Below are 16104 nucleotides of genomic sequence, written 5' to 3'. Positions count from 1 at the left end.
GAGCGAATGATGGACGGTTCGACCAACGGCAGCCAGGGACAATCGCCGATGCTGTTCCAGCCGCTCGCGATCCGCGGCCTGACGCTGAAAAATCGCCTCGTGGTGCCGCCGATGGTTCATTATCGAGCCGAGCCCGGCAACACCTGCGGTACCTTTCACGTCGTGCATCTCGGCCGCTATGCGCTCGGCGGTTTTGGTCTCGTCTTCGTCGAGGCAACCGGTGTCGAGGAGATCGGGCTGATCAACGAGCATGACCTCGGCATCTGGAACGATGCGCAGGTCGAGAGTTTCAAACCGCTGATCGCTTTCATGAAGCGGCAGGGCACCGCGATCGGCATTCAGCTGGCCCATGGCGGCCGCAAGTCCTCCTCGCAAACCGCGATGCAGGGCATGGGACCGCTGACGGAAGAAAACCTCAAAGCCGGCGACAAGATCTGGCAGCCGGTCGGGCCGACCGCCGAGCCGGTTGCCAAGGGCTGGCTGACGCCGCGGCAACTGACGACGGAAGAGTGCAGGGCGATGGTCGGCACCTGGGCCAAGGCGGCGCGGAATGCGGTGGCTGCGGGTTTCGACACCATCGAAATCCACACCGCGCACGGCTATCTCTTAGCCTCGTTCCTGTCGCCGGTCTCCAACACCCGCAACGACGAATATGGCGGCGACCGCGCCGGGCGCATGCGCTTGCCGCTGGAGATCGCCGAAGCGGTGCGCCGCGAAATGCCGGATACGATGCCGCTGTTCGTCCGCGTCTCGTCGGTCGACGGCACGCAGGAAGGCTGGAACATGGATGACACCGTCGTGTTCGCGCGCGAACTGAAAGCGCGCGGCGTCGACGTGATCGATTGCTCTTCCGGCGGCATCGCCGGTGCTGCGACCGCGGCGCAGGTGCCGCGCAGCCTCGGGTTCCAGGTTCCGTTTGCGGAACGCGTCCGCAACGAAGCCGATGTCACCACCATGGCGGTCGGCATCATTCTCGAGGCGCAGCAGGCCGAGGCGATCCTGCAGAACGGGCAGGCCGACCTGATCGCGATCGGCCGCCAGTCGCAGTTCAATCCCAACATCGCGCAGCATTGGGCGCACGATCTCGGGATCAACACGCGCTTCGAGGACTGGTCGCCCGAATATGGCTGGTGGCTCGAAAAGCGCATCCGGACGCTGGAGGGTTTTGCAACGCCGACCGGCGTGGTGACACGTCGCGGGTGAGTGCTCCAATCGTCATTGCGAGCGCAGCGAAGCAATCCATCCCACCGCGCAAAGAAAGAATGGATTGCTTCGTCGCTTCGCTCCTCGCAATGACGATGATGGAGTTGGAATGAAATTCGGCCATTCGGGCGCCGATTAGAATCATTTCCCACTCTCGCGACCCAGCGCTCACCTAATTGATATTTTCCGCTCCGTAGATGCTTGTAACGTCCCGACGTCCGCGAACCCCAGGACGTCCCATGTCGCTCGAAACCCTCGATCTTGCTGCTCCCCGTGACCGCACCATCGGGCTTTCCGAAGCCGCGCTGACGCGCCGGATCGATCTGACCACGCTGCGCCTGTTCATGGCCGTGTGCGAAGAGCAGAACCTGACGCGGGCGGCGCAGCGCGAGGGCATCGCAGCCTCGGCCGTCTCCAAGCGGATGAACGATTTTGAACTAGCCTTCGGCGTCACGCTGTTCCGGCGGTTGTCCAAGGGCATGGCGTTGACGCCGGCCGGCGAGGCGCTGCTGCACCATGCCCGCGTCACGCTGCTCAATGTCGAAAAGATCGCGGTCGAACTGTCGGAATATTCGCAAGGCGTCCGCGGCCATGTCCGCATGCTGGCGAACCTGTCGGCGATCGTGCAGTTCCTGCCCGAGGATCTCCAGGCGTTCTTCAGCGCGCATGAACTGCTGCGGGTCGACCTGCAGGAGCGGCCGAGCGGGCACGTGGTGCGCGGCATCGAGGAGGGCGCTGCCGAGATCGGCATCTGCTCGGGCGAGGCCGAGACGCGCGCGCTGGAGGCGTTTCACTATCGCTACGATCATCTCGCCGTGGTGGTGCGGTCGGATCATCCACTGAGCGCGCGCGCCGATATCCTGTTCGCGGACACGCTCGACTACGACCATATCGGGCTGCATGCCGCGAGTTCGATCTACCTGCGCTCGCAATATGCGGCGAGTCAGGCCGGCAAGTCGATGCGGCTGCGCATCAACGTGCCCGGCTTCGACGCGGTGTGCCGGATGGTGCAGGCCGACATGGGCATCGGGCTTATTCCGGATCGCGCCTTCGAGGTGATCGGCGCTGGCATGGGCCTGCGCGCGATCCCGCTGCGCGACGACTGGGCGAAGCGGGAACTGAAGATCGTGGTGCGCGAAGCAACACAACTTTCCGGCACCGGCCGGATGGTGCTGGATCATCTGCGCACCGCGGAGCAGTCGCAGGAACCGCGCCGGCGTGGACGCATTAACCAATAGTTAGGGTTATGTTTGCGGGTGCCGGAGGCCGGGCCTAGCGTTCCCGCAGGATTTTGCTCGGCCACCCAAAAACAGGTGCGTGCCATGACGTATGGAAGGTACGGAGCGCTGGTCGGGTCGCTTGCCGCTATTGCGCTGATGTTTGCTGGTAACGAGACGTCTGCGAGGTCGGGCGGCGCGCATGGTGGAGGCTTCACTTCGGCGCGCGCGATCCCCCATTCGCCATTCGGCCCGCGGCATCACCGACGAAACACCGATGTCACGTACTGGCCGGCGGGCTACTACGATGGGCCATCAAACGGCGAAGCCATCGCCGACGTTCCGCCGCCGCTCTCGAACGATATTCATTACCCTTCCACCTATGACGTTCCCTGGGATTGGGCGCATCGGTATCCGCCGAATGTCGTGCCGTCCGAGCGGGCCTATGTGACGCAGTGCCCCGCAGAGACCGTGACGGTCCCAGGCGCTGGCGGCAAGGATCACACCGTCAACATCGTGCGGTGTTACTAGCGGAATTCGCTGGACGGATCGTATCTCCGCTGCGGCTTGTTGACACCTGCGACAGAGTCAGTTTCTCTGTCTCGGCACGACAATCAACCGGCGCAACTCATGTCGACCCTTGAAGCCGCATTGCGAGGAGGGACGATTGCCATTCTCTTCCTTATCGTGTTTCTCGTCGCCCGCGACCTGCGAACCAGCCGGTTAAGCCGCTACTCCGCGCTGCTTTTCCTCGGCACAGCGGCGTTCGTGATCGATTCGGCGCCCGGCTTCTTGACGCTCGACATGCGTCTGAAAATCCCGATCCACATTCTTTGCATCGCAACGCCGGCGGTGTTCTGGATCATGGCGGCGGCGCTGTTCGATGATGACTTCAAGGCACGCTGGTATCACGCTCTCGCCTGGCTCTGGCTCGCCGGCCTCGCCTGGCGGGAAATGTATGGTTGGCCGCCAGCCGTCGTGGCCGTGCAGGAGGCTTCGTCGCTGCTGTTCGTCGCGCTCGGCGTCTGGCATGCGTTGGCCGGCCGGGCCGGGGATCTGGTGGAATGGCGGCGTCAGCTCCGCGTCGAGTTCGCGGTGATCACGGCGTTCTATATCGCCTCCATCATCGTGTCGCAGCGGATATGGCCGGGCACGCTGGGCAAGCCCCCTTACAGTCTCTTTAACGCGATCGGCCTGATGGCGTTCATCTTTGTGTATGCGTGGCTGCGACTATCTCTGTTGATCAGGCAACAACTCGCACCAGCGTCGCCACAAGACGGTTCGGCCCCGTCCGTCGGGGCCGAACCGCAGCAGGTGCGATCAGCTACCGGGCAGGACGCCGTCCTGCTTGCGCAGCTCGGCAGGCTGATGGTGGAGGGCAGGGCCTATCGCGACGACAGCCTGAGCATCACCTCGCTGTCACAAACCCTCGGCGTTCAGGAGTACCGGTTGCGTCGCCTGATTAATGGACAACTTGGCCACCGGAATTTTAGCGCCTTCGTCAACGGCTACCGGCTGGCCGAAGCGGAAGCCGCATTGGCCGACCCCAGCCAGGCCGAAGTGCCGATCCTGACGATCGCGCTCGACGCTGGCTTCGGTTCGATCGGGCCGTTCAATCGCGCGTTCAAGGTCCATACCGGGCTGACGCCGACCGAATATCGGCGCACCCGTTTCGGGGCTGAAGGCGCAGGCTCGTTGCCGATTCCGGAATCGGCCAGCCGTTCGTAGGATTCGGCCAGAAGCGGCTGGAAACCGGCGAGCCGAAAAGACCTCCCCATGTCACGTTGATCCCGAAGGCAGCGCGATCCCCTGATGGGCTGGCGCATTTGCCGGACAGGAGATGGCCGTGAAAGAGCTCATTACGATCCTCCAATTCTCCCTCCCGGTCTTTATCGCGATCGCGACACTCGAGGCGCTGTTTCTCGCCGTCGTGATGCGGCGGGATTACAACTGGCGGGCCTATTTTGCCTCGCTCGCCGATGGGCTCGGCCGGGAATACATCGTGTACATTTTCCTGTCGGCGAGCATCGCGTCGCCATTGATCCGTCTGGCCTGGGACCATCGCCTGTTCACCGTGCCGCTCAATACCGCGACCGCGGTGGTGGTGCTCGTGATTGGGCAGGATTTCTGCTATTACTGGCTCCATCGCGCCAGCCACCGTATCAGGTGGTTCTGGGCGACGCATGCGGTTCACCATTCATCCAACGAGCTCAATCTCGGCGCTTCGTACCGCTTTGGCTGGACCGGGCGGTTGACCGGCGCCGGGGCCTTCTTTGTGCCGATGATCTGGCTCGGCTTCGCACCGGGGCCGGTGTTCATCGCCGCCGGTTTTGGCCTGCTCTATCAGTTCTGGATTCATACCGAATGGATTCCGAAGCTTGGCTGGCTCGAATATATGCTGAACAGCCCTCGCATCATCGTGTGCACCACGCCGCCAATCCGGAATATCTCGATCGTAATTACGGCGGCATCTTCATCGTGTTCGATCGCCTGTTCGGAACTTTCGTCAGCGAGCGCGACGACGTGCCCTGCCGCTACGGCCTGGTGACGCCTTTGCTGTCCAACAACCCGCTGGTGATCGGTTTCCATGAATGGGCGGCGATGGCCCGCGATCTCTGGCAGGCCCGCACCTGGCGCGCACGGCTGATGCATGTCATCGGTCCGCCCGGCTGGCGCGCGGAAGAAGGCGAAGAGGTGAGCGAAGCGGTGATGCGGGAAGGTGAGGCGGCAGCGCGCAGTGCGTAGGGTGGGTTAGGCGAAGCCGTAACCCACCGCGAAACTACCCGCGCATGAAGACCTTGGTGGATTACGCTTCGCTAATCCACCCTACGAACCCTCATTGTTGACAGTTGACGACCCGGTTGCGATACACGTCGCAGCCGGGAGATCAGTTCAATGGTCCGTCAAATCAGATGTGTGCTGATGCGCGGAGGCACCAGCAAGGCCGTTTTCTTGAAGGAAAGCGATCTTCCGATCGACGAAGCCGAACGCAGCAGGACCATCCTTTCGATCTTCGGCTCGCCCGATCGCCGGCAGATCGATGGACTGGGCGGCGCCGATCCCCTTACCAGCAAGCTCGCGGTCATCGGCCCGGTCCGCACGGCGGAACCACGCGCGGCCGGGACGCATCTCACCTATACCTTCGGTCAGGTCGAGATTGCGCATCCCGAAATCGACTGGTTGAGCCTGTGCGGCAATATCAGTTCGGCGGTCGGGGCCTTCGCGGTGTACGAGGGATACGTGACGCCGCACGAGCCGATGACGCAGGTGCGCGTATTCAATACCAACCTGTCGCGCGTGCTGACGATCGAAGTTCCCGTCCGCGACGGGCGTCCCCTCGAACAGGGCGATTACTCGGTCCCCGGTGTGCCCGGAACGGGCGCGAAGATCCTCATCGATTTTTCCGACACCGCCGGCGCCGCCACCGGCGCATTGCTTCCCACGGGCCGGCCGGTCGATCGTCTCACAATTCCTGATGTCGGCGAAATCGATGTCTCGCTGGTCGATATCGGCAACGCCCACGTATTCGTGCGCGCCGGCGACCTGGGTCTGCGTGGCACGGAAAGCGCCGCGCAGCTCGATGCCGATCATGAACTACGCGCGCGGCTGGAGCGCATCCGCGGCGCCGCGGCCGAGCGCATGGGCATGATCGCCGCCGCCGCGCGGTCGCGCGAAGCGTCGCCCGCCACGCCCATTCTCGGCATCGTCAGCCCGCCGGCATCCTATCGCGACGAGAACGGTGGCGCTGTTGTGAACGATAACGAGGTCGATCTGGTTTCCCGGCTGATGTTCATGCAGCAGACCCACAAGACCTATGCCGGGACCAGTACCGTGTGCACCGGCGTCGCCAGCCGCCTGACGGGAACCCTCGTTCACGAGGTGACGCGGCTGCAAATGCGCCAGGCGGATACGGTGCGTATCGGACATCCCGCGGGCGTGATCGAGACCGAAACCCGGGTCGAGAAGAACGGCGCCGGTCAATACGTCGTTCGCCGCGCGACGCTGGGGCGTACCGCGCGTCGCATCATGGAAGGCTATGTCTTCGTACCTGATACGCCGCATCCGGCGGTAAGCTAGCGTGTCTCACGCATCGACAAATCGGTGACCGTTCTGCGTTGTGACACCGTCAGGATCTTGCCTTCGCGAACAAGATCCTTGCAGGCCTCCTTCAGGACGATGACCGCTTCCCGCGTTGCCCGGCTCACAGGACGCCCGCGCGGCAACGCCAACACGCGGTCGGCGCCCATCCAGGGCAGCAGGGCCGCCGACAGCGTACCCGCCGCCACCTCCTCATGAATGCCGGAAAATGGCAGCAGCCCGTAGCCAAGTCCGGACGCCACGATCCGCTTCAACGGGATGCTCGAGTCGACGCGCAATGAAAACGGCACCGTCGGCGGGAACGGGTTGCGGCTGAGTGGCAGGATGGCGGAGGGCAGGCTGTCGAACTCCTTTCGCGTCAACTTGCCGCGCTTGAGCAGGGGATCGCGCGGCGGCCCGATCAGAAACACCTGCTCGACCACCAGGACCTCGTAGTCGAGATGATCGTTGGGCTGCGGCGCAGTCACGATCGCGAGGTCGAGTTCGCCGCGCAGCACACGGTCGCTCATCCCTTCGGTCAGGCCCTCGCTCAATTCGAGCCGCACCCGCGGAAACCGTTTCACGAATAATTGGGCGAACGGCGCATACAGGATTTCGGCAAGGCTCGATGGCGCACCGAGCCGAACCGTGCCGCTGGGCTCGCGATTTTCCGTCCGGACCTCGGCCTTGATATCGTCGATGGTGCCGAGCAGCCAGCGGCCGCGCGCCAGCAGCACCTTGCCCGACTCGGTGACCGATACGCCGCGCGCCCCGCGTTCAAACAGCTTGCCGCCGAGTTCGTGCTCGAGCTCCTTGACGTGACGGCTGAGCGCCGACTGGGCAACGTTGAGCGTGCTCGCCGCGGCCGCGAAGCCGCCGCGTTCGGCGACCGCAATGAAGTAGCGAAGCTGTCGCAGGTCCATGTTTTTGCCTCCATCTCAAACCGAGATAGCAACCATATTAAACATATTCTTGTGAGATACAAAAATCGGCGCACTCTCCGGTCAAGGAAAACAGGGAGAGACGCGCATGGGCATCGCTGCGGAAGCAACGCGCCAGACATCAGTGTTCATTGCCGGCGGTGGCCCGGTCGGCCTCGCCATGTCGCTGTTGCTCGACCGCTTCGGCATCGACTGCGTCGTGGTCGAGAAGAGCTCGACCACGACAGATCATCCGAAGTCGCGCGGCTGCTGGGTCCGCACCATGGAGATCTTTCGGCAGTGGGGGATCGAGACCGCGGTCCGCGACCGCGGGCTGCAGGAAAATTCCGATATGTTCGTGTTCCTCGACAGCATCGCGGGACATGAATACGGCCGCACCCGCCCGGAGCCGAATGTCGGACATACCCCGGCCTGGAAGAGCCTGGTCGCGCAGGATGCGGTCGAGGAGGAGATCCTCCGCGTCGTCGAGAAGTCGAAGCACGCCACCGTTTTATTCAGCACCGAGTGTGAATCCTTCGAGGAAACCAACAGCGGCGTTCGCGTCAAGACGCGCTGCGAAAAGACCGGCGAAGTCACCGAGTGGAGCGCGACCTATCTCATCGCCGCCGACGGCGCCGGCAGCCGGACCCGCCGCAGCGCCGGCATCGAGATGGTCGGACCGTCGACGCTGGCGGTGATGTCGAACGAGTATTGGCGGGCCGATCTGTCTTCTCTACCGATCGCGCGCGAGGCCGCCGGCTTCATGGTCATTCCTGACAAGCCTGGCCTGCCGCGCGCGGGAATCCTCAACACCAACGGCCGGGATCGCTGGTTGACGGTGACGCAGATCGGGCAGACCAAGGACGATCGCGAGCGGCCGTGGACTGATCAGGAGTTCATCGAGATCGCGCGCGGGCATGTCGGCATTCCGGACCTCGATGTGACGCTGCTCAACCGCTCGATCTGGCGCGTCAGCATGCAGGTCGCGGAGACGTTCCGGAAGGGCCGGGTGTTCCTGGTTGGCGACTGCGCCCATCGTTTCCCGCCGACCGGTGGTTTTGGTCTGAACTCCGGCGTTCAGGATGCGCACAATCTCGCCTGGAAGCTCGCCTTCGTGCTGAAGGGTTTAGCCGACGACAAGCTGCTCGACAGCTATTCGAGCGAACGGCGTCCGGTGGCGCAGTCCAACGCCAATTTCAGCTTCGGCAACCGTCTGCGCATCGGCCTCACCGACGACGCGGTGCGATCGCGCAATCCGGACCGGATCAAGTTCTGGATCAACGATATGGACAACCACTTGCACAGCATCGGGCAAAATCTCGGACACAACTATGAAGAGGGCGCCGTCATTCCCGACGGCACCGTCGCGAAGGCGCTGAACTCCCGCTATTACACTCCGTCCGACCGCCCCGGCGCGCGCTTTCCGCATATGTGGCTGGATTCGCCGCGCAAGCATTCGACGCTGGACTGGTTCGACAAGGAATTCGCGATTGTCACCGGTCCGCTCGGCAACGAGTGGCTCGAAGCGGGCCGGCAGGTTTCCGAAAAAACCGGCGTGTCGCTCTCGCTGAAGCAGTTGCCGGCGGCCGACCCCGCCGAAGGGTTTCAACTCGGCATGCGCGGCGCGGTGCTGGTGCGGCCCGATGGCCATGTGGCGTGGCGGATGCCGTGGCTGCCGTCGGATCCGGCGAAGGAGCTCGCCGGCGCGCTCTCGACGCTGCTGCACTAGCGGAGGCTCCGATGCAATTCTTCGAAGCCAACGGCGTTGCGACCGCCTATCAGACTTCGGGCCGCGGCGCGCCGGTCGTTCTGCTGCATGGCGGCGAGGCCGATCACGCGATGTTCGACGGCCTGTCGCACGCACTGAACGGCCACTTCACGGTCATCGCTTATGACCAGCGCGACTCCGGTGCGACGAAAAATCCGCCGGCGTCCTATTCGCTCGCCGATCTTGCCGACGATGCCGCCGCTTTGATCCGTGGCCTCGGTCACGAGCGAGCGCACGTGTTCGGAACCTCGCTCGGCGGCCAGATCGCGCAGGCGCTGGCGGCGCGGCATCCCGACTGCATCGACCGGCTGATCCTCGGCAGCACCTGGAAGATCAACAAGAGCCCGCTGGAGGTCAATCCGGACGCGTTCCGCACGCTCGCTTCCTACCGCGCCGACACCGCCGGCAACGCGCCAAAAATCGCGGAATACTTCTTTCCGCCGGAGTGCCTGCGTGCGCGGCCCGGGTTGATCGACATCTTCCGCGGCAACAGCCGCGACGACGGACAAAAGGCGCGGCGCGGCGCGCTCCTCGCGCAACCGGTCGCGGCCGATCTTGCGACGTTCGATCGACCGACGCTGCTGCTGGCAGGCAGCGATGATCGCCTGATTCCGAACGTCGAGACATTTGCGATCGCGCAGGGTCTCAAGCGCGTCGAGACGCGCGTGATCGAACAGGTCGGCCATGTGTCGTCGATCCAGGCGCCGGAACGTGTGGCGGAGGCGGTGATCGCATTTCTGACTTCGTAAAAAGACGGACCGATAACACAGAGGGGGAAACCATGGCTGACCAGGCGAGCGCAGTGGCTTTCGACGAAGCGCCGGTAACGACGCGCTATTGGCTATCGATCATTCTGTTTGCCGTCACCGGCGTGGTCGATTTCTTCGATTTCTTCGTGGTTGGCTTTCTGGTGTCGGTGCTGGCGCCGAAATGGCATCTGACCTTCGGGCAGACCTCGATCATGCTGATGAGCGCCGGCATCGGCGCCATGCTGGGCGCGTTGGCCGCGGGCTTCCTCGCCGATCGTTTCGGGCGGAAGCCTTTAGCGGTTATTGGTGTGCTGATCTGCGGCTTCAGTTCCGGCGCGATTGCGCTGATCCCGGAAGACGGCTGGATCTTTTTCGCATGCCTGCGCTTCTTCGTCGGTTTTGGCCTCGCGGCGGGCGCCGCGGCCGCGGTACCCGCCATCGTCGAATTCGCGCCGACGCGGCATCGGACGCTGGTCACGAGTCTCGTGGTCGTTCCCGTCGCCTTTGGTGTGTTGTCGGCCTCGATCACGGCGAGTTTTCTGCTGCCGCTGGTCGGCTGGCGCGGGCTTGCCGCGGTCGGATTCCTGCCGATCATCCTTGCGGTCCTGACCATGATCATCATGCCGGAATCGCCGCGCTGGTTGATCAGCAAGGGCCGCATCCGGGAAGCGCAGACCAGCATCCGCAAACTCTACCGGGTCGGCGATCAGTCCTTTGCGCTGCCGACGCTTCCGGCGGCGAGCCCGGCGCGATTCGCCGATCTGTATGCCGAGCAGCGGCGCTTCTGGCTGACGGTGCTGATCTGGTTCGGCGCCAGCACGGCCAACTATGGCGTCTTCCTGTGGGGGCCGACCATCGTCGCGCTGTTGCTCGGCGTAGCACCCCAGGATGCGGCGAAGATGTTCATCTATGTCAGCCTTGCCGGCGTGCTCGGCCGCACCGGCTTTGCCTTTCTGGCCAATCGAGTTGGCCGCAAGCCGTGCGGCCAGTTGATGGGATATGGCACGGCGATTTCACTGGCGCTCGCGGCCTACTTCCACAACGATTTTGCCGGCTCGGTGCCGCTGTTCCTGGTTTTCCTGGTGATCGGCGCGCTGTTCTTCGACGGCGGGTTCGCAAACATCGGCCCATATCCGGCGGAGATTTTCCCGGTTCAGCTTAGTGGCCGTGCCGTTGGTCTGGCCCAATTCGCCAACGGCGTTGGCAAGATCGTAGGCCCCTTGTGCCTGGCGCTGATCGCGGGCGCGGACAATCTGGTGCAGCCGCACGCGACCGCATCGGCGGTGTTGCCGGCGTTTGTCTTTCTGGCCGGCACCGGCCTTCTGGTCGGTCTCGCCTTTACCTTCCTTGGTGTCGAGCCGCACGGGCGCGCGGTCTCGCTGTTCGGTAACCGGGCCGGCAGCGCGGCAGCGGAGCCAATGACGGCAAAAACGGCGGCGTGATGTAGGATGGGAGACGATGTCATGAATTATATGCCCGGCAAGACCGCAACCAAGGCGCCGTTCGACACCGACAAGCTCGATCGGCTGATGGAGGAGGCCGGTCTCGATGTCCTGATCGCGACCTCGCGTCACAACGTGCAATATCTGCTCGGCGGCTATCGCTTCTTTTTCTTCGACGTGATGGAAGCGATCGGCACCAGCCGCTATCTGCCGGCCTTCATCTATCAAAAAGGCCATCCCGAAAATGCCGCCTATATCGGCAACCGCATGGAAGGATTCGAGCGCGAACTCGGCAGCATCTGGACCCCCGTCGTCAAGACGGCGTCATGGGGAACGATCGATGCGATCGGGCTTGCCGTCGACCATGTGAGAAAGCTCGGTGGCAACGCCAAACGCGTCGGCATCGAGGCCGGCTTCATGCCGTCGGACGCCAAGGACGTGCTGGCCGGTCTCAACAGTTTCGAGCTGCGCGAGGCGCATTTTGTCTTGGAACGCCTGCGCGCCGTGAAATCGCCGAATGAAATCGAACTGATCCGGCAGGCCTCCGAACGCGTCGTCGATGCGATGGCAGCCACCTTCAAGGCTTGTGCGCCGGGCATGACCAAACACGATGTTGTGGCGCAGCTGAAGCACGAAGAGCACGAACGCGATCTGGTGTTCGAATATTGCCTGATCGCTGCCGGCACCAGCCACAACCGCGCGCCGTCGAACCAGCGGCTGGAGGAGGGCGATGTGATCTCGATCGACTCCGGCGGCAACTACAGGGGATATATCGGCGATCTCAGCCGGATGGGAATACTCGGCGAGCCGGACAACGAGCTCCGCGAATTACTGGCGGAAGTCGAAACCATCCAGCAGGCCGCCCGCCGCGTCATCAGGCCGGGCGCACTCGGCGGCGACATCATCGCGGCGGGAGAGGCCGCCGCAAAATCTTCAGTCCATCGCAAGGTGCTCGACTTCACCGCGCACGGCATCGGTCTCGTGAGCCACGAAGCCCCGCGCCTCACTGCGACCGGGCCGGTGCCGTATGCGCCCTACGATGCCGACCGCGCGCTCGAAACCGGCATGGTGATTTCGGTCGAAACCGCGCTGCTGCATCCCGCACGCGGCTACATCAAGCTCGAGGATACGTTGATCGTCCGCGACGGTGGTTGGGAAGCACCGGGCGACGGCTGCCGGGAATGGAACTCATCCCATTCAGCGATCCCAGCATCGGATACGTAATTTCATCGAATCCTTGTACCACGATGCCGGCCGGGCTGGCCGAAAGTCCGCCAGCCCGGCCGCTTGCGCTGTCAGTTCGCCGTGTTCGGCATGCAGGGCGGTACAGTATAGGGCGCTGTGGCGTACGCGCCGACATTGGGAGCCCGCACACAATCGCCGGCGGCGTTGGTCGTGGCCTCGTTGTGCCGCGGCGCGACGTTGCTGCGGGCAGCCGAAGCTTCGGTGGCGTAAGCGGCGGCGGCAACCAGTGCAGCGGCGACGAAAGTAAATTTGGTCATGGTCTTCTCCGCATCGTGTTCGAAGCCGAACAATCTCGGCTTCTGAGAACAAGTGCGGGAAACGCCCCAAAAAATTTCATCACGTGTGATCACCGACGCGCGAGCGCCCGAATCGATCGGGAGCGGACCGGCGCCGCGCCTCATGTTGCAATGCGCTGGAGCGACATTTCCGGGCATGCCGGCATGCAGCCGCTCGGGTTGACACAAGTGTCGCCTGCGCTACTTTGCTGCCCAACCGGGAAGCTTTCCCAAAAAGAACAATGAAAAGGGCAGGGCCGCCGTGAAACGCGTCATTGAGTCTTGAATGGACCTGGCGTCGTGAAGGGACCTGCGCGGACTTCCGCGCTCGCGCCATTCCGTATCCGCAACTACCGTTTTCAATGGCCTTCCGATCTGCTCACCTCCTGGGCGTTTGAGATCGAGACGCTTGTGCTCGGCTGGTACATCATGGTCGAGACCGGCTCGGTGCTGCTGCTGACCGTGCTCGCATCGTTGCAATATGTCGGAACGCTGATCGCGCCGGTACTCGGAATGGTCGGGGACCGGATGGGTCACCGCGATCTTCTGGCCGTGATGCGCTTTGTGTATACCGCGCTCTCCGCGACCACGATGACGCTGGCACTGACCGGATATCTGTCGCCATTCAACGTCATGATCATCGTTGCGATCATGGGCTTGATCCGTCCCTCGGACCTCGGCGTGCGCGGTGCGTTGCTGGCCGACATCATGCCACCAGGGCAACTGGTCGGAGCGATCAGCGTGGCACGCACGACGCAGGACAGCGCGCGCATTGCCGGCGCCTTGACCGGTGCCGGACTGTTCGCCGCTCTCGGCATCGGATTTTCCTATGTCGTCATCGCCTGTCTCTATTTCGTGGCAGCCGTCCTGATGATGTGTCTGACCCGGCCGCAACAATCCGTTGCCCCGATCGGTCATCCGTCGCATGGCTTGATCGGATCCTCGCTGCTGCGAGACCTGAAAGAAGGCATTGTCTATTCCTGGAGCGGTCCCGGCATGCGCGCGGCGCTCTGTGTCGCCTTCCTCGCCAATCTGACCGCGTTTCCGCTGACCAACGGACTGCTGCCTTACGTGGCGCGCGATATCTTCCACACCGACCAGACCGGTCTCGGCTATCTGTCGGCGAGTTTTGCCGTGGGTTCGCTGATCGGCTCGATCACGCTCAGTCTGGCAGGCGGCTTGCGCATCGCCCGGCTTTTGATCGGCGCCACGCTCGCCTGGTACGCGATGCTGCTGGTGTTCGTCGAGCTCAGAACCATGCCGGTGGCGATGGCTTGTCTGGTGCTCGCCGGCATCGCCCAGAGCATGTCGATGATCGCCGCCGCCGTGATCCTGATGCGCACCGCGAGCGCGCACCTCCGCGGCCGGGTGATGGGCGTGCGCATGATGGTGATCTACGGCCTGCCGATCGGCCTGTTGGCTGCCGGCAGCCTGATCGATCTGATCGGCTATTCGGCGACCGGCACGCTCTATGCGGTCTCGGGGTTGATCGCGATGATGGCGATCGCGCTGCATTGGCGCGCCGATCTCTGGCCGGTGCACGCACCGGCGAATGCGCGGTGAGGGCGTTCAGCCGCCAGTGTTGTCGTGCACTTATTTTTGAATCGCTTCCGAATATGCGGCCGTCTATGCTGAGCCGATGTCACGCCTCGTGTTTCTATTGATTGCTGTCGTTCTCTCGCTGCTGCCGGTCGTCGCGCCAGCTGCGCCGGCCCATAAACGACCAGCCCCGCGCTGGCATGGCTACGGCTTCCTGCCGGGCTATCAGCAACCCCTGAATAACGCGCTGCCGCTTTACGCCCAGAAAGCCGGGGTTGCGCGCTATGCGCGCCAGAACCGGCGGCCCTGGTATATCGACCGGACCCCGGAATATATCGGCTGGGATGACGAGTGGCACTATTTCGGCCGGCCCGGCTTCTACGGCGGCCGCTACAATGGCGGCAGCTTCGGCCCGTGCTGGACCCAGACGCCGATCGGGCCGGTCTGGAACTGCGGCCGATAAAGCCATGGCCTGACGTCCGCGCGCCCCCGGTTCCGGCCAAAAACTTGGAATTATCCAATTTTTTGTATTGCGTCGAGGATGCCGTTGGGCTAAAAACGGTTGCTTCTTCATGGTGTAGAAGGAGCATCCTGCTTTGACCGAACTAGTTGATTGGCTTGCAACCCAGCATCCCGGCCTTCGAACGTACAAGACGTTCCAGGAAAAGGCCCTCGAGCTTTTTGCCGCCGATGCCTCCCATAGAGCTCTTTACAGATTGTTAGCTGGCCTGGCTGGCCACTATGTCACGGTGTTCGACGAAGAACCCTTGCCAGTGGACGTCGCGCAAAAAGCCTATGACGTTTTCTTTCGTCTGGTGGAAGAAGGTGAAGGCTCCCTTCACGGTTCCACAGAGCAACAGCTGACAGTTCTGAACAGAATTGCCGCGGCGGAGCTGTTCTGATCCGGAAGCCTGCTTCCAGGATCAGCGAGGCAACAATCTCGGAGCGTCCGACATTGCACAACACCCGGTGCAGATCAGCGCTTGCGGGGAGGCAGGGCCGAACGTCCTCCGTGCCTGGTCGACCAGGCGACCGGATCGTCGAGAAAATCCAGGATATGCGCCCGGTCGCCGGCATTGAGCCGGCCGCTGAGGTCGATCCGCATGATATCGTCCCACGTCGCGAGCGGATGCAATGTTAGCCCCGTCTGTGCGAGACGTTCGCTCGCGCCGGGAAACGCCGAGTGGTAGAAAATGGTCAGCACGTCAGTCACATCAGCGCCGGCCTGACGCAATCCGGTTGCGAAAGAAACCTTGCTGGTTGCGTCGGTGGTGAGATCGTCGACGAGGAGCACGCGCAGCCCGTCGACCGGCCCGCCTTCCACCTGCGCGTTATGGCCGATTCCCAATGGTCGTTTGCGAACGTAGCGGAGCGGAACGTCCAGCGCATCCGCCAGCCAGGACGCAAACGGAATTCCCGCCGTTTCGGCGCCGGCCACCGCATCGAAGCCAACGGTTTCCCGCAATCGGCGGCCGGCCAGTGCCGCCAGCCGCACGGCCTCTCTGCGAAGCCGCGGTTCGCCGATCAACAGCCGGCAATCGACATAGACCGGACTGGCCCATCCCGCGGCCAGCACGTAAGGCCGATCCTGACTGATCTGGATGGCGCCAGCCTCGATCAGAAGCCGCGCGGTTGCCGCGCCGAGGTCTTCCACCGTCATGGCCTGACC

The 16104-nt window shown here is 63.4% G+C and carries 16 protein-coding genes and 1 pseudogene; 13 read left to right on the top strand and 4 right to left on the bottom strand.

Going from position 1 to position 16104, the window contains the following annotated elements; all coding sequences use genetic code 11:
* Window positions 1-9 precede the first annotated feature (9 nt).
* A complete protein-coding gene (locus BLS26_RS09115; RefSeq protein WP_092517855.1) occupies window positions 10-1203 on the top strand; it encodes an NADH:flavin oxidoreductase/NADH oxidase in 1194 nt (397 codons plus the stop codon).
* Window positions 1204-1215: 12 nt separating this feature from the next.
* Here the strand turns inward: BLS26_RS09115 and BLS26_RS37185 are convergent, their stop codons facing one another.
* Entirely contained in the window at window positions 1216-1293 is a 78-nt protein-coding gene (locus tag BLS26_RS37185; protein WP_371360929.1) for a hypothetical protein, read from the bottom strand.
* A 149-nt stretch (window positions 1294-1442) separates the two neighbouring features.
* On the opposite strand from BLS26_RS37185, the gene BLS26_RS09110 reads away from it, so the two are divergent.
* The 5 genes and pseudogenes from BLS26_RS09110 to BLS26_RS09090 all read left to right on the top strand — a co-directional run bounded on the left by BLS26_RS09110 (window position 1443) and on the right by BLS26_RS09090 (window position 6497).
* Entirely contained in the window at window positions 1443-2441 is a 999-nt protein-coding gene (locus tag BLS26_RS09110; protein WP_092510314.1) for a LysR family transcriptional regulator, read from the top strand.
* 84 nt (window positions 2442-2525) lie between these two features.
* Entirely contained in the window at window positions 2526-2951 is a 426-nt protein-coding gene (locus tag BLS26_RS09105; protein WP_092510312.1) for a hypothetical protein, read from the top strand.
* Window positions 2952-3050: 99 nt separating this feature from the next.
* A complete protein-coding gene (locus tag BLS26_RS09100) occupies window positions 3051-4148 on the top strand; it encodes an AraC family transcriptional regulator (RefSeq protein WP_092510310.1) in 1098 nt (365 codons plus the stop codon).
* A gap of 112 nt (window positions 4149-4260) precedes the next feature.
* A pseudogene (locus BLS26_RS36675) lies at window positions 4261-5165 on the top strand (sterol desaturase family protein).
* 150 nt (window positions 5166-5315) lie between these two features.
* Entirely contained in the window at window positions 5316-6497 is a 1182-nt protein-coding gene (locus BLS26_RS09090) for a 2-methylaconitate cis-trans isomerase PrpF family protein (protein WP_092510308.1), read from the top strand.
* On the opposite strand, the gene BLS26_RS09085 is transcribed toward BLS26_RS09090, so the two are convergent.
* Complete coding sequence (locus BLS26_RS09085; RefSeq protein WP_092510306.1) at window positions 6494-7420, bottom strand: LysR family transcriptional regulator; 927 nt, start codon at window positions 7418-7420, stop codon at window positions 6494-6496. The genes BLS26_RS09090 and BLS26_RS09085 overlap by 4 nt on opposite strands.
* Window positions 7421-7526: 106 nt before the next feature.
* Here BLS26_RS09085 and BLS26_RS09080 point away from each other — a divergent pair, with 106 nt between their 5' ends.
* The 4 genes from BLS26_RS09080 to BLS26_RS09065 are packed head-to-tail and all read left to right on the top strand — an operon-like array spanning window position 7527 to window position 12600.
* Window positions 7527-9146 (top strand): FAD-dependent monooxygenase, encoded by a 1620-nt coding sequence (locus BLS26_RS09080; protein WP_092510304.1) that lies wholly within the window; start codon window positions 7527-7529, stop codon window positions 9144-9146.
* Between the two features lie 11 nt (window positions 9147-9157).
* Window positions 9158-9934, top strand: coding sequence for an alpha/beta fold hydrolase (locus BLS26_RS09075; protein ID WP_092510302.1), 777 nt, complete (start codon window positions 9158-9160; stop codon window positions 9932-9934).
* 32 nt (window positions 9935-9966) lie between these two features.
* Entirely contained in the window at window positions 9967-11376 is a 1410-nt protein-coding gene (locus BLS26_RS09070) for an MFS transporter (RefSeq protein WP_092510300.1), read from the top strand.
* Between the two features lie 21 nt (window positions 11377-11397).
* Window positions 11398-12600 (top strand): Xaa-Pro peptidase family protein, encoded by a 1203-nt coding sequence (locus tag BLS26_RS09065; protein ID WP_092517853.1) that lies wholly within the window; start codon window positions 11398-11400, stop codon window positions 12598-12600.
* 71 nt (window positions 12601-12671) lie between these two features.
* Here the strand turns inward: BLS26_RS09065 and BLS26_RS09060 are convergent, their stop codons facing one another.
* On the bottom strand, window positions 12672-12878 hold the full coding sequence (locus tag BLS26_RS09060) for a hypothetical protein (RefSeq protein WP_092517851.1): 207 nt from the start codon (window positions 12876-12878) through the stop codon (window positions 12672-12674).
* Window positions 12879-13196: 318 nt separating this feature from the next.
* Here BLS26_RS09060 and BLS26_RS09055 point away from each other — a divergent pair, with 318 nt between their 5' ends.
* The 3 genes from BLS26_RS09055 to BLS26_RS09045 all read left to right on the top strand — a co-directional run bounded on the left by BLS26_RS09055 (window position 13197) and on the right by BLS26_RS09045 (window position 15337).
* Window positions 13197-14459 carry an MFS transporter gene (locus BLS26_RS09055; RefSeq protein ID WP_092517849.1) on the top strand — a complete coding sequence of 421 codons (1263 nt, stop codon included), beginning with the start codon at window positions 13197-13199 and terminating at the stop codon, window positions 14457-14459.
* Window positions 14460-14535: 76 nt separating this feature from the next.
* Window positions 14536-14898 carry a hypothetical protein gene (locus BLS26_RS09050; protein WP_092510298.1) on the top strand — a complete coding sequence of 121 codons (363 nt, stop codon included), beginning with the start codon at window positions 14536-14538 and terminating at the stop codon, window positions 14896-14898.
* A gap of 133 nt (window positions 14899-15031) precedes the next feature.
* A complete protein-coding gene (locus tag BLS26_RS09045) occupies window positions 15032-15337 on the top strand; it encodes a hypothetical protein (RefSeq protein WP_092510296.1) in 306 nt (101 codons plus the stop codon).
* Between the two features lie 74 nt (window positions 15338-15411).
* Here the strand turns inward: BLS26_RS09045 and BLS26_RS09040 are convergent, their stop codons facing one another.
* Entirely contained in the window at window positions 15412-16095 is a 684-nt protein-coding gene (locus BLS26_RS09040) for an orotate phosphoribosyltransferase (protein ID WP_092510294.1), read from the bottom strand.
* Window positions 16096-16104 lie beyond the last annotated feature (9 nt).

The organism is Afipia sp. GAS231 (assembly GCF_900103365.1).
Taxonomy (GTDB): domain Bacteria; phylum Pseudomonadota; class Alphaproteobacteria; order Rhizobiales; family Xanthobacteraceae; genus Bradyrhizobium.
This window is presented reverse-complemented; position numbering and strand designations above follow the sequence as displayed.

What these genes read in the sequence shown, in the direction of transcription:
- BLS26_RS09115 (WP_092517855.1), top strand. Translation starts at nt 10, where the DNA reads ATGGACGGTTCGACCAACGGCAGCCAGGGACAATCGCCGATGCTGTTC.
- BLS26_RS09110 (WP_092510314.1), top strand. Translation starts at nt 1,443, where the DNA reads ATGTCGCTCGAAACCCTCGATCTTGCTGCTCCCCGTGACCGCACCATC.
- BLS26_RS09105 (WP_092510312.1), top strand. Translation starts at nt 2,526, where the DNA reads ATGACGTATGGAAGGTACGGAGCGCTGGTCGGGTCGCTTGCCGCTATT.
- BLS26_RS09100 (WP_092510310.1), top strand. Translation starts at nt 3,051, where the DNA reads ATGTCGACCCTTGAAGCCGCATTGCGAGGAGGGACGATTGCCATTCTC.
- BLS26_RS09090 (WP_092510308.1), top strand. Translation starts at nt 5,316, where the DNA reads ATGGTCCGTCAAATCAGATGTGTGCTGATGCGCGGAGGCACCAGCAAG.
- BLS26_RS09085 (WP_092510306.1), bottom strand. Translation starts at nt 7,420, where the DNA reads ATGGACCTGCGACAGCTTCGCTACTTCATTGCGGTCGCCGAACGCGGC.
- BLS26_RS09080 (WP_092510304.1), top strand. Translation starts at nt 7,527, where the DNA reads ATGGGCATCGCTGCGGAAGCAACGCGCCAGACATCAGTGTTCATTGCC.
- BLS26_RS09075 (WP_092510302.1), top strand. Translation starts at nt 9,158, where the DNA reads ATGCAATTCTTCGAAGCCAACGGCGTTGCGACCGCCTATCAGACTTCG.
- BLS26_RS09070 (WP_092510300.1), top strand. Translation starts at nt 9,967, where the DNA reads ATGGCTGACCAGGCGAGCGCAGTGGCTTTCGACGAAGCGCCGGTAACG.
- BLS26_RS09065 (WP_092517853.1), top strand. Translation starts at nt 11,398, where the DNA reads ATGAATTATATGCCCGGCAAGACCGCAACCAAGGCGCCGTTCGACACC.
- BLS26_RS09060 (WP_092517851.1), bottom strand. Translation starts at nt 12,878, where the DNA reads ATGACCAAATTTACTTTCGTCGCCGCTGCACTGGTTGCCGCCGCCGCT.
- BLS26_RS09050 (WP_092510298.1), top strand. Translation starts at nt 14,536, where the DNA reads ATGTCACGCCTCGTGTTTCTATTGATTGCTGTCGTTCTCTCGCTGCTG.
- BLS26_RS09040 (WP_092510294.1), bottom strand. Translation starts at nt 16,095, where the DNA reads ATGACGGTGGAAGACCTCGGCGCGGCAACCGCGCGGCTTCTGATCGAG.